Annotated in this window: 14 protein-coding genes; 10 read left to right on the top strand and 4 right to left on the bottom strand. The window is 66.9% G+C overall.

Features of this window, described 5'->3' with window-relative positions:
* Positions 1 to 35: 35 nt before the first annotated feature.
* Genes APZ21_RS29750 through APZ21_RS29705 form a run of 10 tightly spaced genes read left to right on the top strand, consistent with a single transcriptional unit; the run spans position 36 to position 10,195 of the window.
* Positions 36 to 800 carry an MlaE family ABC transporter permease gene (locus tag APZ21_RS29750; RefSeq protein WP_054816576.1) on the top strand — a complete coding sequence of 255 codons (765 nt, stop codon included), beginning with the start codon at positions 36 to 38 and terminating at the stop codon, positions 798 to 800.
* Between the two features lie 4 nt (positions 801 to 804).
* Positions 805 to 1,656 (top strand): MlaE family ABC transporter permease, encoded by an 852-nt coding sequence (locus APZ21_RS29745; protein WP_054816575.1) that lies wholly within the window; start codon positions 805 to 807, stop codon positions 1,654 to 1,656.
* Positions 1,657 to 1,695: 39 nt separating this feature from the next.
* Positions 1,696 to 2,883 (top strand): MCE family protein, encoded by a 1,188-nt coding sequence (locus APZ21_RS29740; RefSeq protein ID WP_054816574.1) that lies wholly within the window; start codon positions 1,696 to 1,698, stop codon positions 2,881 to 2,883.
* Positions 2,880 to 3,908, top strand: coding sequence for an MCE family protein (locus APZ21_RS29735; RefSeq protein ID WP_082393553.1), 1,029 nt, complete (start codon positions 2,880 to 2,882; stop codon positions 3,906 to 3,908). Before APZ21_RS29740 ends, APZ21_RS29735 begins: the two co-directional genes overlap by 4 nt.
* Positions 3,901 to 4,968 carry an MCE family protein gene (locus tag APZ21_RS29730; protein ID WP_054816573.1) on the top strand — a complete coding sequence of 356 codons (1,068 nt, stop codon included), beginning with the start codon at positions 3,901 to 3,903 and terminating at the stop codon, positions 4,966 to 4,968. The genes APZ21_RS29735 and APZ21_RS29730 overlap by 8 nt, the downstream gene beginning before the upstream one ends.
* Positions 4,965 to 6,218 (top strand): MCE family protein, encoded by a 1,254-nt coding sequence (locus tag APZ21_RS29725; RefSeq protein WP_054816572.1) that lies wholly within the window; start codon positions 4,965 to 4,967, stop codon positions 6,216 to 6,218. The genes APZ21_RS29730 and APZ21_RS29725 overlap by 4 nt, the downstream gene beginning before the upstream one ends.
* Positions 6,215 to 7,465, top strand: coding sequence for an MCE family protein (locus tag APZ21_RS29720; RefSeq protein WP_054816571.1), 1,251 nt, complete (start codon positions 6,215 to 6,217; stop codon positions 7,463 to 7,465). Before APZ21_RS29725 ends, APZ21_RS29720 begins: the two co-directional genes overlap by 4 nt.
* Positions 7,462 to 8,883, top strand: a complete 1,422-nt coding sequence (locus tag APZ21_RS29715; protein ID WP_054816570.1) for an MCE family protein — start codon at positions 7,462 to 7,464, stop codon at positions 8,881 to 8,883. Before APZ21_RS29720 ends, APZ21_RS29715 begins: the two co-directional genes overlap by 4 nt.
* The gene (locus APZ21_RS35875; RefSeq protein ID WP_239476896.1) at positions 8,880 to 9,701 is read left to right on the top strand and encodes a hypothetical protein; all 822 of its coding nucleotides are present in this window, start codon (positions 8,880 to 8,882) and stop codon (positions 9,699 to 9,701) included. Before APZ21_RS29715 ends, APZ21_RS35875 begins: the two co-directional genes overlap by 4 nt.
* A complete protein-coding gene (locus tag APZ21_RS29705; protein ID WP_054816569.1) occupies positions 9,698 to 10,195 on the top strand; it encodes a h domain protein in 498 nt (165 codons plus the stop codon). The genes APZ21_RS35875 and APZ21_RS29705 overlap by 4 nt, the downstream gene beginning before the upstream one ends.
* Before the next feature lies 1 nt (position 10,196).
* On the opposite strand, the gene APZ21_RS29700 is transcribed toward APZ21_RS29705, so the two are convergent.
* The 4 genes from APZ21_RS29700 to APZ21_RS35265 form a co-directional block, all read right to left on the bottom strand.
* Complete coding sequence (locus APZ21_RS29700) at positions 10,197 to 11,711, bottom strand: sensor histidine kinase (RefSeq protein ID WP_420845280.1); 1,515 nt, start codon at positions 11,709 to 11,711, stop codon at positions 10,197 to 10,199.
* A complete protein-coding gene (locus tag APZ21_RS29695; protein ID WP_156371398.1) occupies positions 11,708 to 12,433 on the bottom strand; it encodes a response regulator transcription factor in 726 nt (241 codons plus the stop codon). Before APZ21_RS29695 ends, APZ21_RS29700 begins: the two co-directional genes overlap by 4 nt.
* A 105-nt stretch (positions 12,434 to 12,538) precedes the next feature.
* Positions 12,539 to 14,104: an alpha,alpha-trehalose-phosphate synthase (UDP-forming) gene (locus APZ21_RS29690; protein ID WP_054816567.1), complete on the bottom strand. Its 1,566-nt coding sequence runs from the start codon at positions 14,102 to 14,104 to the stop codon at positions 12,539 to 12,541.
* Positions 14,105 to 14,271: 167 nt separating this feature from the next.
* The gene (locus APZ21_RS35265; RefSeq protein WP_169334866.1) at positions 14,272 to 14,442 is read right to left on the bottom strand and encodes a hypothetical protein; all 171 of its coding nucleotides are present in this window, start codon (positions 14,440 to 14,442) and stop codon (positions 14,272 to 14,274) included.
* Between the last annotated feature and the right edge of the window lie 172 nt (positions 14,443 to 14,614).

The following is a 14,614-nucleotide window of genomic DNA, read 5'->3' as shown; positions in this document are numbered from 1 at the left end:
GTAAACCCGAGCACGTTGAGCAAGGAGGATCGCGAATGAACGAGGTCCTTGCTGTGCCGTTGCGGGCGGTAGGCGGGTTCTTCGAACTCACCGCCTCCGTCGCCCGCGCGAGCATCCGCAGGCCCTTTCAAGCGCGTGAGTTCATCGATCAGTCCTGGTTCATCGCACGGGTATCGCTCGTGCCGACCCTGCTGGTCGCCATCCCGTTCACCGTGCTGGTGAGCTTCACGCTGAATATTCTGTTACGCGAGATAGGCGCCGCCGACCTCAGCGGCGCGGGTGCGGCCTTCGGCGCCGTCACCCAGGTCGGCCCGATCGTGACCGTGCTGATCGTGGCGGGCGCGGGCGCCACCGCCATCTGCGCCGACCTCGGCGCGCGAACCATCCGCGAGGAGATCGACGCGATGCGGGTACTCGGCATCGACCCGGTACAGCGACTCGTGGTGCCCCGGGTGCTGGCCTCGATGTTCGTTGCGCTCATGCTCAACGGCCTGGTCTGCACCATCGGCATCCTCGGCGGCTTCCTGTTCTCGGTCCTGCTCCAGGACGTGAACCCGGGCGCCTTCGTCAACGGCATCACGCTGCTGACCCATCTGCCCGAACTCGTCATCTCCGAGGTGAAGGCCGGATTGTTCGGCCTCATCGCGGGATTGGTCGCCTGCTACCTCGGTCTCAATGTGAGGGGCGGACCGAAGAGTGTGGGCGACGCGGTCAACCAGACCGTCGTCTTCGCCTTCATGGCCCTGTTCGTGGTGAACGTCGTGGTCACCGCGGTCGGCATCAAGTTCACGGTGCGGTGATCCGATGGCCTTCGTATTGCAGTCCCGTTTCCCGAAAGCCGTGCGCCGGGTGCGCAGAGTGTCGAACTCGCTCGACTCGGTCGGCAAACACGCGGTCTTCTACGGGCAGAGCATCGCCTCCATCCCAAGGGCCTTGGTGCACTACCGCACCGAGACCATCCGGCTCATCGCCGAGATCAGCATGGGCAGCGGCGCACTGGCGGTCATCGGCGGCACCGTCGTCATCGTGGGCTTCCTTACCCTGTTCACCGGCGGCACCATCGCCGTGCAGGGCTACAGCTCACTGGGCAATATCGGTATCGAGGCATTGACGGGCTTCTTCTCGGCCTTCATCAATGTCCGCATCGCCGCCCCGGTGATCTCGGGTATCGGGTTGGCGGCCACCATCGGCGCCGGTTCGACCGCGCAACTTGGTGCGATGCGGGTGGCCGAGGAGATCGACGCGCTGGAATCCATGGCGATCCGGCCGGTCCCGTATCTGGTGAGCACCCGGGTGCTGGCGGGCATGATCGCGATCATCCCGCTCTACGCGCTCGCGGTGATCGCCTCCTTCATCGCCGCCCGATTCGCCACGGTCGTCATCTACGGCCAGTCATCGGGCGTTTACGACCATTACTTCTCCACGTTCCTGATTCCGAGCGATATTCTCTGGTCATTCGCGCAGGCGATCTTCATGGCGCTTGCGGTCATGATGATCCACACCTATTACGGCTACAACGCCACGGGCGGCCCGGTGGGCGTCGGTGTCGCGGTGGGCAATGCGGTGCGGGCCTCGCTGGTCGCGGTGGTCACGGTGACGCTGTTGATCTCGCTGGCGATCTACGGAACTTCGGGCAACTTCCATCTCTCCGGGTAAAGCGAAATGACGGATTCGAATCAATCGGAAAACAGCGTCATGAACGCGTTGCGTGGCGGGCTGGGCGTGCGATTGGCAGGCCTGGCGATGATCCTGGTGATGGTCGCGGTGGTCGCGGTCGCAATGGTGATGTTCGTCGGCGGATTCACCCCGACCTCGACCATCCTTGTGGAGGCGCCGCGCAGCGGTCTCGTGCTCGACAACGACGCCAAGGTCAAGGTCCGCGGCGTGGAGGTCGGCCGGGTGACCTCGATCGACCTCGGGGACGACCGCGCGGTGCTGCACCTGGCGATGTCACCGGCCAAGCTGAAGCAGATTCCGTCGAACGCGGGTGTGGATATCCGGTCGACCACGGTATTCGGCGCCAAGTACGTCAATTTCATCATTCCCGATAAGCCCTCCGAGACACCGCTGACGCCGGGATCGACGGTGTCGGCGACGCAGGTGACCGTCGAATTCAATACGCTGTTCCAGCACCTGTCGGATGTGCTCGCCCAACTCGAGCCCGAGAAATTGAACGCGACCATGGCCGCCCTCGGTGCGGCGCTCGACGGCCGCGGCCAGAAATTGGGTGAATTGCTCGGTACGAGCGATGCGTATCTGCGCGATATCAATCCGTATCTGCCGACCCTGCGCGCTGATCTACGGAAGACGACGACCGTCACCGATATCTACTCCGGTTCGGCCGCCGATCTGCTGCGCACCGTCGACAACGCGACCTTCACCAGCGCCACCTTCGTCGACGAGCAGGGCAACCTCGACACCGTGCTGGCCAATCTGATCGGCCTCGGCGACACCGCGGGCGCGGTGCTGCGGGAGAACGAACCGAATCTGAACGCGAGTCTGGCGCTGCTGCGCCCGACCACGAAGCTGCTCAACGGTTACGCGCCCGCGCTCGAATGCGTGATCGTCGGTGTCGGCGGGCTGATGCCGCTGGCCGAGCAGATATTCGGCGGAGTGCTGCCCGGTATCGGCATGAACACCAACTTCATGGCCGGCGCGCCGCCATACCAGTATCCGAATGACCTGCCCAAGGTCAACGCCACCGGCGGTCCGCGCTGCGAGGGTGTGGTCGACCGGGTACCGGGCAGCCACTCGAACTACGTGGTCACCGACACCAACCAAGGGTCTCCGTACGCGCCGAATGCGGGCCCGAGCACTGTCAACGATTCGCCCAAGGTGTTCCAGTTGCTGTTCGCCGGGCTACCGGGTATGGGGGCACGGTGAAAAATACCGCCACGACGGTCAAACTGGCGATCTTCACGATTGTGATGGCACTGGTCTTCGCGGGCCTGGCCATTGTGTTCAGTCAGGTCCGCTTCGCCCGGGAGTACGGCTATCACGCGGTGTTCACCAGCTCGTCGGGCATGCTGCCCGGCGCGAAGGTGCGCATCGCGGGAGTGCCGGTCGGCTCCGTCACGTCGGTGAAGGTGGGCAAGGACCACCAGGCGCATGTCGAATTCGACGTCGACCGCAAATACACCCTGCTCACCAGTACCAGGGCCACCATCCGCTACGAGAACCTGGTCGGCGACCGGTACCTGGAACTGCTCGACGGCCCCGGCGCCGCCAAGATACTGCGCTCGGGCGGCACCATCGACACCGACAAGACCGCGCCCGCACTGGATCTGGACCTGCTGCTCGGCGGTTTCAAACCGCTGCTGCGCGGTCTCGACCCGGCGCAGGTCAACGATCTGACCGCGGCGCTGTTGCGGATCTTCCAAGGGCAGGGCGGAACGCTGGTGGAACTGCTGAACAGCGGCGGCTCGTTCGCTCAGACCCTGGCCGATCGCGACAGGCTGATCGGCAGCGTCATCGACAACCTCAACACGGTGCTGAAGACGATCGACGAACGCGGCGACCAGTTCGCCACCACCCTCGACCAGTTGCAGCGGCTGATCAGCGGTCTGGCCGCGAACAAGGACCCGATCGGCGACGCCATCCCGCGTATCGCGGGCGCCACCGGCGATCTGACGAATCTGCTCGCCACCGCGCGCCCCGATCTGCGCGACACGATCGAGCAGACCGGGCGGGTCGCCACCAATCTGGACGAGGGCTCCGACACCTTGCAGTGGGTGCTTGAGCGGTTGCCCGACACCTACAAGAAGCTCATCCGTATCGGCGCGTACGGATCGTTCCTCCAGCTCTACGTCTGCGGGACCAACTTCCTCGTCGACGGACCCGACGGGCAGACGATGGAGGTCAAGATGCCCGGTTTGCAGGCGACCGGAAGGTGTACCAAGAATGGCTGAGCAGCCCTCACGTGTCGTGACCATCGGCGTGGTCGGCATCGTGGTCGCCATGTCGGTGGCGCTGTCGGCCCTCCAATTCGACCAGCTGCCGTTCATCCGCAGCGGGGCGAGCTTCACCGCCTATTTCGCGGACGCGGGCGGACTCGTCCCGGGTGATCCGGTACAGGTCGCCGGTGTGCGCAGCGGGCAGGTCGACAATGTCGAACTCGACGGGGCCAAGGTACTCGTCAGCTTCACTCTCGATGAGTCGATCGTGCTCGGCACGAAGACCACCGCGGCCATCAAGACCAATACGGTGCTCGGCCGCAAATCCCTCGAACTGAACCCCGACGGTTCCGGCGCGCTACGAGTGGACGACACGATTCCGCTGGAACGGACGACCTCACCGTATTCGCTGCAACAGGCGCTCGGCGATCTCACCAATACGGTGGACGAACTGGATCTCCAGAAGGTGGACCAGACACTCGACGCGCTCTCGGCGACCTTCGCCGACACCCCCGCGCCGCTGCGATCCGCACTCGACGGGGTGACCGCGCTCTCCCGCAGTATCAACGCCCGCGACGAAGCGCTGACCCAACTGCTGAGCAGCGCACAGAACGTCACCAAGATCCTGGCCGACCGCAGCGGCCAGATCAACGCGCTGCTGCTGGACGGCAACAGCCTGCTCGGCGAACTAGACCGCCGCCGCGGGGCCATCGGCCAGCTCATCGTCTACGTCAACCAGGTCGCCCAGCAATTGTCGGGGCTGGTCGCCGACAATGAGGCCCAGCTGAAACCGGCGCTGGAACGGCTGAATTCGGTGCTGGCGCTGTTGCAGCGCAACAAGCAGAACCTCGACGGGGCGCTGGACCGGGTCGGACCGTACGCGGCGGCGCTGGGCGAACAGGTCGGCAACGGCCCGTGGTTCAACGCCTACGTGGTCAACGCGACCAGTACCGAGCTGCGGCCGTTGGTCGACGCGCTGGTCTGGCCGGAACAACTGCCGAACGACCTGCGCAACATCTTCACCCACCCGGCCCCGCCGTCCATCGAGCCCGCGCAACAGGAACCGCCGCGATGAGCATCTCGAACACCGTCAGAAGGACCCCGCGCTGGGTTGTCGTCGTCGTGGGCGTGCTGGTCACCGCACTGGTCGTCTTCGTCGCCTACACCGGTCTCAGCAGGCTGGGAAAAACGAACATCACCATCTTCTTCCCGTCCACCAACGGCCTGTACGTGGGCGACGACGTGCGCGTACTCGGGGTCAAGGTGGGCCGCATCGACGCGGTCGAACCCGGCCGGGATCGAGTGCGCGTGGAGGTGACCCTCGACCGCGGGGTCGACATACCCGCCGACGCGCGCGCGGTCCTCATCTCGCCGTCGCTGGTCTCGGCCCGCTTCGTCCAGTTGGCCCCGGCCTACACCGGCGGAGCGAAACTGGCCGACAACGCCCAGATTCCGATCGAGCGCACCGCGGTGCCGGTGGAATGGGACGATATCAAGGCCGAGCTGTCGAAGCTGGCGACGACACTCGGGCCGGTCGGTGACGACCAGCAGGGTTCGTTCGGACGTTTCGTCAACACCGCCGCCGACAATCTCGACGGCAACGGTCAGCGCCTGCGTGACACCCTGCGCGAACTGTCGGCGACGCTGACCACCCTCTCCGACGGTCGCACCGATCTGTTCGGCACCATCCGCAACCTCCAGCGCTTCGTGGAGGTGCTCTCCTCGAGCAACGAGCAGATCGTGCAGTTCGGCAACCGGCTTGCCTCGGTGTCGGAGGTGCTCGGCGACACCGCCACCGATCTCGGTGCGGGACTGGACAATCTGGATATCGCGCTGAGGGATGTGAAGCGATTCCTCGACGGCGGCGGCGACGAGTTGACCGAGGGCGTGCAGCGATTGAGCGCGGTGACCCAGCAGTTGAACGACAAGCGCCCCGAGATCGAGCGGGTGCTGCACTCCGGCCCGACCGCGCTGGTGAACTTCTACCAGATATACAAGCCCGCCCAGGGCACGCTCACCGGCGCGATCGCGTTGAACAACACCGCCGACCCGCTGAACTTCCTGTGCGGATCGATCCGGGCGATCGAATACGACAACTCCGATCGCAGCGCCGACCTGTGCGCGCAATATCTCGCACCGATCATCAGTTCGCTGGCGATGAACTACGCGCCGATCATGTTGAATCCCGCCACCAGCGTCCAGGCGTTCCCGGATCAGCTCGTCTACAGCGATCCGAGTCTGGAGGGCCGGGTGGCCGCGAAGCAGACCCAGGTCACGGTCCCGAGCGGGGTCGCAGGATTGGCCATTCCCGGAGGGCAGCGATGAGGCGAGGACATTCGATGCGGCGGGTGGCCGCACTGGCCGTCGGCCTCGCGGTCGCGGCCGGCGTCTCGGGATGTCAGTGGGACGGACTGAATTCGCTGCCGCTGCCAGGGACCGTGAACGTCGACGGCGGGTACACCGTGCGCATCCAGATGCCCAACGTGACCACGCTGACCCGTAATTCGCCGGTGCGCGTCGACGACGTGCCGGTGGGCACGGTCACCGGCATCGAAGTCGAGGGCTGGCACGCGCTGGTCACTGTGGCGTTGAAACCCGAGGTGAAACTGCCCGCCAACGCGATCGCCAAGATCGGGCAGACGAGTCTGCTCGGCAGCAATCACCTCGAATTGATGCCGCCGAAGGATGTGCCGCCGGTGGGCGAGTTGCGCGACGGCGATCTCATCCCGCTCGAACGCGCGGGCGCGTATCCGACCACCGAGCAGGTGCTCTCCTCGCTGTCGGTCGTGATCAACGGCGGCGGTCTGGCGCAATTGGAGACCATCACCCACGAACTCAATGCGGCGCTGTCGGGTCGCGAGGACGATATCCGCGACCTCATCCCGCAGCTGAATACGCTCATCACCGGTCTGGACAAACAGCGCGGCGACATCGTCGCGGCCATGGAGGGGCTGGACCGGCTCAGCGGTCAGTTCGCCGTCCAGCGCGATGTGGTCGCGCGGGCCATCGAACAGATACACCCGGCGCTGAAGATCCTGGCCGACCGCACCGCGAACATCACCGAGGCGATCACCGCGGTCGGCGAGCTCAGCGATGTCACCAGCCGGATCGTGCAGCAGAGCGGGGAGAACCTGAAGGCGAATCTGCGCAGCCTCGGGCCGGTGCTGCAAACCCTCGCCGATACCGGCACCAATCTCGTGGAATCGCTGAAGATCCTGCCGACCTTCCCGTTCCCGATGAAGAACATCGGCAATGCGATCAAGGGCGACTACATGAACCTGTTCATCACGGTCGACATGACCGCGCGCCGACTGGATTCGAACTGGCTGACCGGCACGCCGCTGGGCGGCCGCTTCGGCGGCGTCGAAGGCGTGATCGGCAGTTTCGCACCGGATTCCGCGGCGCAGAACGGCAATCCGGCCACCGGACCGCTCCAGCCCGCCCCTGCGGCGGGTGCCGCGCCCACACCCGCCATCCCCGGCCTGCCGCCCATTCCTGGACTGCCATCCATACCCGGGCTGACCGTGCCGCTGCCGGGTAACAACGCGCCGCAGGGAGGTGCGGGCCGATGACCCTCACCCGGTTCGTCCGCATACAGCTGACGATCTTCTGCGTACTCACCGTCATCGGCCTGGTCGTGATGGGCGGGGTCTATGTGAAGCTGCCCGCCATGTTCGGCATCGGCCGCTACGAGGTCACCGTGCAACTCGCCGCGACCGGCGGACTCTACGAACACGCCAATGTCACCTATCGCGGGACGAATGTCGGTGTGGTCGAAGGGGTCACGCTGACCAAGGCGGGCGTCGACGCGAAACTGTCCATCGATTCCGACTACAAGATTCCCTCGGATGTGGACGCCTGGGTGCGCAGCGTGTCCGCGATCGGCGAACAGTATGTCGACCTCGTGCCGGTGCAGAATCCCAAGGGAGGCAACCTGCGCGACGGATCGGTGATCGCGGTCGAGCGCACCCGCCTGCCGCAGGATATCGGCGCGTTGCTCGATCAGACCGACCGGCTGCTGTCCAGCATCGCCGACACCCGATTGCGTCAGGTCATCGATGAGGCGTTCCGCGCGTTCAACGGCGCCGGGCCGGATCTGCAACGATTCCTCGACTCGGCCGCGCTGCTGGTGCAAGAGGCGCAGAACAGCGCCGAACCGACGAAGAAATTGCTGGACGATATCGGACCGCTGCTCGACACCCAGATCGAGTCCGATGCCGCGATTCGTTCCTGGACCAACGATCTGGCCACCGTCACCGATCAGCTGCGCGCCCACGATCCCTCGCTGCGTGCGGTGCTGAGCGACGGGCCATCGGCCATGCGGCGCGTCACCGAGCAATTCCAGTCGTTGCAGCCGACGCTGCCGCTGCTGCTGACCAATCTGGTGAGCCTCGGTCAGGTCGGCGTCACCTATCACGCGGGCGTCGAACAGCTGCTCGTGGTGTTCCCGCCGCTGATCGCCGCGCTGCGGACCGCCATCCGCGGACCCGTCCAGTACGGCGCGATGGTCGACTTCATGGCCGTCATCAACGATCCGCCCGCCTGCACCACCGGCTTCCTGCCCGCGAACCAGCGCCGATCGCCCAGTGAGCTGAACGCCGTGGACACCCCGCCCGGGTTGTACTGCAAGGTGCCGCAGGATTCGCCGATCGAGGTGCGCGGCATCAGGAACACACCGTGCGCGGAGTTCCCCGGCGTGCGCGCGCCCACGCCGGAGCTGTGCCGCACCGGATACGTGCCCGAGGGCAACAATCCGCCGTTCGGTCCTCCGCAGCCGGTCGCGCCCGCCGCTTCGGGCGGCTCGCCTGGTCAGGCGTCCACCGCGCCCGCCTCGTACACCACACCCGCGGTGGCGAGATCCTACGACCCGGCCACGGGCGTGTACATCGGCCCGGAGGGACGTACCTACCGTCAGGGAGATGTCGGCCCCGGCGGCTCGGGCACGGTACCGTCGAGCTGGCAAGCGATGCTCGAGGAGCAGCAACGATGAGTGATATCAACGACGATAATCACCGCACGCGCCGTCGTGCGGTGCGATCGGTCGGCCCTCCGGTGGAGGAGTCCGCCGGAGCCGAGAAACAGCCCGCCTACGTCGCCGTCGCCAAGTCCGACGCCGCCAAGTCCGACGCAGTCAAGTCCGCTGCCGCGGCGCCGACGACCGGGACGGGCGAGGCCGACACGGTGCGGGTCGACGGCGACGCCGCGACCGCGATCCCCGCCGCCCCGACGGTGGACATCTCGAAATCCGAACCGCGGGACGCCGGCGAGCCTGCGTCGGCGCGAAAATACGCCGCACCGGTCGGCAACGAGTCCGGCGCGAAGCGCTCCGTCGGCCGGATTCTGCTCGCGGCCGCCGCGATCGTGCTGGTCATCGGCGCGGTAGCGGGTGCGGTCGTATCCGTCCTCGCGGTGCGTTCGGCCGATCATCGCGACGAACGCCGCGGCGAATACGTGCAGACCGCCCGGCAAGCGGTGCTGAACCTCACCACGATCCGGGCCGATTCGGCCAAGGAGGACATCGACCGCATCCTGTCGCTGGCCTCGGGACAGTTCAAGAGTGAATTCGACGGCCGCGTCGACCCGTTCATGAGCATCGTGCAGCAGGCCAAGGTGGTCTCCAACGGCGAGGTCGTCGAGGCCGCCATCCAGAGCGACGACGACGACTCCGCGCAAGTGCTCGTCGCGGCCAAGCAGACGCTGACCAATGCCGGTCAGGCCGAACCGCAGACCCGCTACTACCGTTTCCGGGTCACCGTGACCCGGTCCAACGGCGAGCTGACGGCATCGAAAGTGGAGTTCGTGGCATGAGTGTTCTGCGAGGCACGCGCGGCCGGATCGCGGCGGGTGTGGCCGGGGCGATCTTCCTGGCCGCGGTGATCGTCATGGGCGTGTGCGGATGGCGGTATATGAGGATCGACGCGGCCGAGACCGCGCGCACCGAGGCGGTGGCCGCCGCCGACCACACGGTCTCGGCCATGTTCACCTACGACTACGGCACCGTGGACAGCGAACTCCCCAAGGCCGCGGACAATCTGTCGCCGAGCTTCCGCGAGGACTACCTCGAGCTGATCACCCAGGCCATCGCGCCGGGGGCCAAGGAGAAGCAGCTCACCGTCAAGGCCACCACCCAGGCAGGCGGCGTGGTGGAGGCGGAGCGGGATCACGCGGTGGTGCTGCTGTTCCTCAACCAGGTCACCACCAGCAAGGACAGTCCGCAGGGCACCACCACCGGCAGCCGGGTGCGGGTCACGCTGAACAAATCGGGCGACCGCTGGCTGGTGGACTCGGTCAACCCGGTCTGAGTCAGGTCCGCGGCAGGCGAACGGTGAAGGTCGTGCCGACACCCTCGACACTGTCGACCGTGACCGTGCCGCCGTGCGCGGTGACCAGCGCCTGCACAATCGACAGTCCGAGACCCGTGCCGCCGCTGGCGCGGGTGCGTGAGGTGTCGGTGCGGTAGAAGCGTTCGAATACCCGCGCGGCCTCGTCCGGCGGCAGGCCGGGACCGGTATCGGCGACATCGAGGCGCACCTCGTCCGCGTCGGGTGTCAGGCGAACGGTGACCGCCGCGTCAGCGGGTGTGTGGGTCAGCGCGTTGTTGACGAGGTTCGCGAGTATCTGACGCAGTCGTTCGGCATCACCGGACACCTCGAGGGTGCCCTCGCCGGAGCACACCTCCAATTCGATGGAACGCACCGATCCGTCCTTGGCCGCCGCCGCGGCCACCGCGCGGGCATTGTGCACGGCGTCGCTGGCGAGGGCGAGCAGATCGACCGGACCGCGCTCGAGCGGGCGCTGGGCATCGAGGCGGGCGAGCATCAGCAGATCCTCCACCAGCAGACCCATGCGCTGGGCCTCGCGTTCGATGCGGTCCATGAACATGGCCGGGTCGGCGTTCGCGCCCTGCCGGTACAACTCGGCGAAACCACGGATGGTGGTCAGCGGCGTGCGAAGTTCGTGACTTGCGTCGGCGACGAAGCGGCGCATTCTCGCCTCCGACTGCCGCGCCGACGCCTCGGACTCCTCGGTGGCCTTGAACGCGGCCTGGATCTGGGCCAGCATGCCGTTGAGCGAGCGCGAGAGCCGGTCCACCTCGGTATTGGTGCCGCGCACCGGGACCCGGCGGTGCAGGTCGCCGCGGGCGATCGCGGCGGCGATGTTCTCCACCCGCCGCAGCGGACGCAGACTGCTCATGATCGCGAAATAGGCGGCCACCGCCAGAATGCACAACACCGCCAGACCCACCACGATTTGCAGGATGACCAGCCGGTGCACGGTGTCGTTGTTCTGGGTCAGCGGCAGCGCCACCGTCGTCACGCCCTCCCGGGTGCGCAGCGACAGCGCCCGCCACTGGACCGTCGCGTCGCCCACCGAGCCCACCGTGGTCGGGCCGCCCACCAGGATCGGCGAATTCGTCCCGTCGGCCTCCGGCGGTGCGGGCAGTTCCGGTTCGGCCTGCACGCCGAATGCCGGGATCTGTACCCGCGTCGAATTCTCACTGTTCTCGGCCAGCACGTAGAACTGGCTCGGGGAATGGCGCGCGTCGGGAACGGGCGGTGCGGGCGGTGCGGGCATTCGCATCCGCCGCGACCACTCCAGCGCGGCCTCGCGCAACTGCTGATCGGTGCGGCTGGTCAGGGACTGCTCCAGACCCGAGGTCACCAGGGTTCCCGAGATGAGCAGGCCGAGTCCCGACAGCGCCACCAGCGCCAGCACCAGCGTGACCCGCAATGGCACCGTGGCCGGAAACCGGCGCACCCGCTCCCAGACCCGCCCGGACCGGCCGCGCGGCTTGGCGGGGGTGCGGGCCGCGATCACTGTCCGGCCGGGCGGCTCGCGCGCATGACGTAACCGACCCCGCGCAGGGTGTGGATCAGCCGCTGCTCGGTGTCGACCTTCTTGCGCAGATACGACACATAGGTCTCCACCACGCCGACCTCGCCGCCGAAGTCGTAGCGCCACACGTGGTCGAGGATGCGCGGTTTGCTCAGCACCGTGCCCGCGTTGACCATGAAATACCGCAGCAGGGTGAATTCGGTGGGCGAGAGCGCGACCGGTTCGCCCGCCTTCCACACCTCGTGTGTGTCGTCATCGAGTTCGATGTCCTCGAAGCGCAGGCGCGAGGTCGTCGGCGCGGGCCGGGCGTGGCCCGCGCGCCGCAGCACCACGCGCAGCCGGGCCACCACCTCCTCCAGGCTGAAGGGCTTGGTGATGTAGTCGTCCGCGCCGAGCGTCAGGCCCGCGACCTTGTCCTGGACCTCGTCGCGCGCGGTCAGGAACAGCACGGGCGCGTCGATGCCGTCGGCGCGCAGGCGGCGCAGCAGACCGAACCCGTCCATACCGGGCATCATCACGTCCACGATGAGCGCCTGCGGGCGGAAAGCGCGCGCCCGGTCGAGCGCCTGGGCGCCGTCGGCGGCGGTCTGCACCTCGAAGCCCTGGTAGCGCAGGCTCACCGAGAGCAGTTCGACGATCATCGGCTCGTCGTCCACCACCAGCACCCTCGCCTCGGGTGCCTGTTGCGCGGGCCCACCAGTCATAGCTTCCATCCTGTGCCGGGGATCTGGGAGGCCGCCGGCCCTATCCTGGGTGATTGCTGTGAACCCGCTGGGACCGCGCCCGTCGCGGACGCGGCCCGGGGCGGTTCAGCGGCGCGGCGACTCGGGATAGACGTCGTCGTCGGTGAGCAGGGCACTGCCCGCGACCTGATCCTGGGCCAGAGCCTCGAGGAAGGCGCGCGCCCAGCGATCGACGTCGTGGGTGAGCACCTGACGCCGCAGCGAGCGCATCCGGCGCCGCTTGGTGTCGCGGTCGTCCTCGAGCGCGGAGACCACCGCATCCTTCACACTGTCCAGATCGTGCGGATTGCACAGGTACGCCTGACGCAATTCCGCTGCCGCGCCGGTGAATTCGCTCAGCACCAGTGCGCCGTTGAGGCCGCTGTGGCAGGCCACGTACTCCTTGGCGACCAGGTTCATGCCGTCGCGCAGCGGGGTCACCAACATGACATCGGCGGCGACGAAGAACGCGATCAGCTCCTCGCGCGGAATCGGACGGTGCAGGTAGTGCACGACCGGGAAGCCGACGCGGGCGAATTCGCCGTTGATGCGACCAACCTGACGTTCGATATCGCCGCGCATCTGCTTGTAGCTCTCGACCCGTTCGCGGCTCGGGGTCGCCAACTGCACCATGACGGTCTCGGTCGGATCGACCCGACCCTCGAGGAGGAGCTCCTCGAGCGCGTTGAGGCGGATGTCGATGCCCTTGGTGTAGTCGAGGCGATCGACGCCGAGTAGAACATTCTTCGGATTGCCCAGTTCGGCACGGATTTTCGCGGCGCGCTCGCGCACCGACCGGCGGCGTGAGTTCTCGTCCATCTCCGCCGAGGCGATGGAGATGGGGAACGCGCCGACCCGCACGGAGCGGAAACCAACCTGCACCACACCGAGTTTCACCCGCACGCCGACGGAGCCGCGCGAAGTCGGCTGCCCCGCAAGCCTTCTGGCCAGATATAGGAAGTTCTGCGCGCCGCCGGGCAGGTGGAAGCCGATGAGATCCGCGCCGAGCAGACCCTCGATGATCTCGGTCCGCCAAGGCATCTGCATGAACAACTCGACCGGCGGGAACGGAATGTGCAGGAAGAAGCCGATGGTCAGATCCGGGCGCAGCATTCGCAGCATCTTCGGCACCAGCTGCAACTGGTAGTCCTGCACCCAGACGGTGGCGCCCTCGGCGGCCACCTTGGCCGTCGCCTCGGCGAAACGCCGGTTCACCGTCACGTAGGCGGTCCACCACTCCCGGTCATAGGTCGGACGGACGATGACATCGTGGTAGAGCGGCCACAGCGTGCCGTTGGAGAAACCCTCGTAGTAGTCCGCGACTTCCTGGGCCGAGAGCTGCACCGGATGCAGTTCGAGGCCGTCCTCGATCATCGGATCGATATCGACGTCGGGCACTCCCGCCCAACCCACCCAGGCGCCCTTGTTGTTGCGTAACACCGGTTCCAGCGCGGTCACCAGACCGCCCGGACTGCGTTTCCAGCGCGTCGTCCCGTCGGGACGTCGGTCGAGATCGACGGGCAGCCGATTGGCTACGACAACGAAACCGGAACCGCCCCCATCTGTTTCGATCGTGCCGCCCGAATCGTACGAATCCACTGTGGGATCGTCGATCCGGGCGAGTTCGGAGTCGTCGGACGGCTGGTCGGTCATCTGGTCCACTCACGCATCCTTGTTCGATCGGCGGCGGCGCGGCGCTGCTCGGGCGACCGCCTCCGGGGACCGACGCCCGCCGCGCGGTGGGCGTCGCTGATTCCGGTCTGGAGTTGTCGTGTCGTCAGGTCGACGGCGCCGTTGTCGTCGAGGGATCGGTGGGGGATCTATTCGCCGCGTCCGTTCGGGCCGATGCCGAGCATCGACAGCAGCATCCGGCACTCGTCGGCGTCCTCCGCGTAGGCCGCGACGACGCGCTGGGCCTGGCGTGCGGTTTCGTCGGCGAGTGGTTCCAGGTCGTCGTCCGCGATGTCGTTCGCGCTACCCTTCGCGGCCATAGCTAGTCCTCCCGGCTCAATACGCTCGTACGTGCGAATAGTCAATGGTATATGCCCCGGGTGACGCCCCGCCTCACCCGGATGCCTCGAGCCACCCGGTTCACTGCGTCCGGGGTCGGCTGCCTATACCTTTGGTAGGTCCGGGGCGGCCGAGGACGCGGTCGCCCGGTGG

It is taken from the genome of Nocardia arizonensis (genome assembly GCF_001310275.1).
Lineage (GTDB): Bacteria > Actinomycetota > Actinomycetes > Mycobacteriales > Mycobacteriaceae > Nocardia > Nocardia arizonensis.
This window is presented reverse-complemented; position numbering and strand designations above follow the sequence as displayed.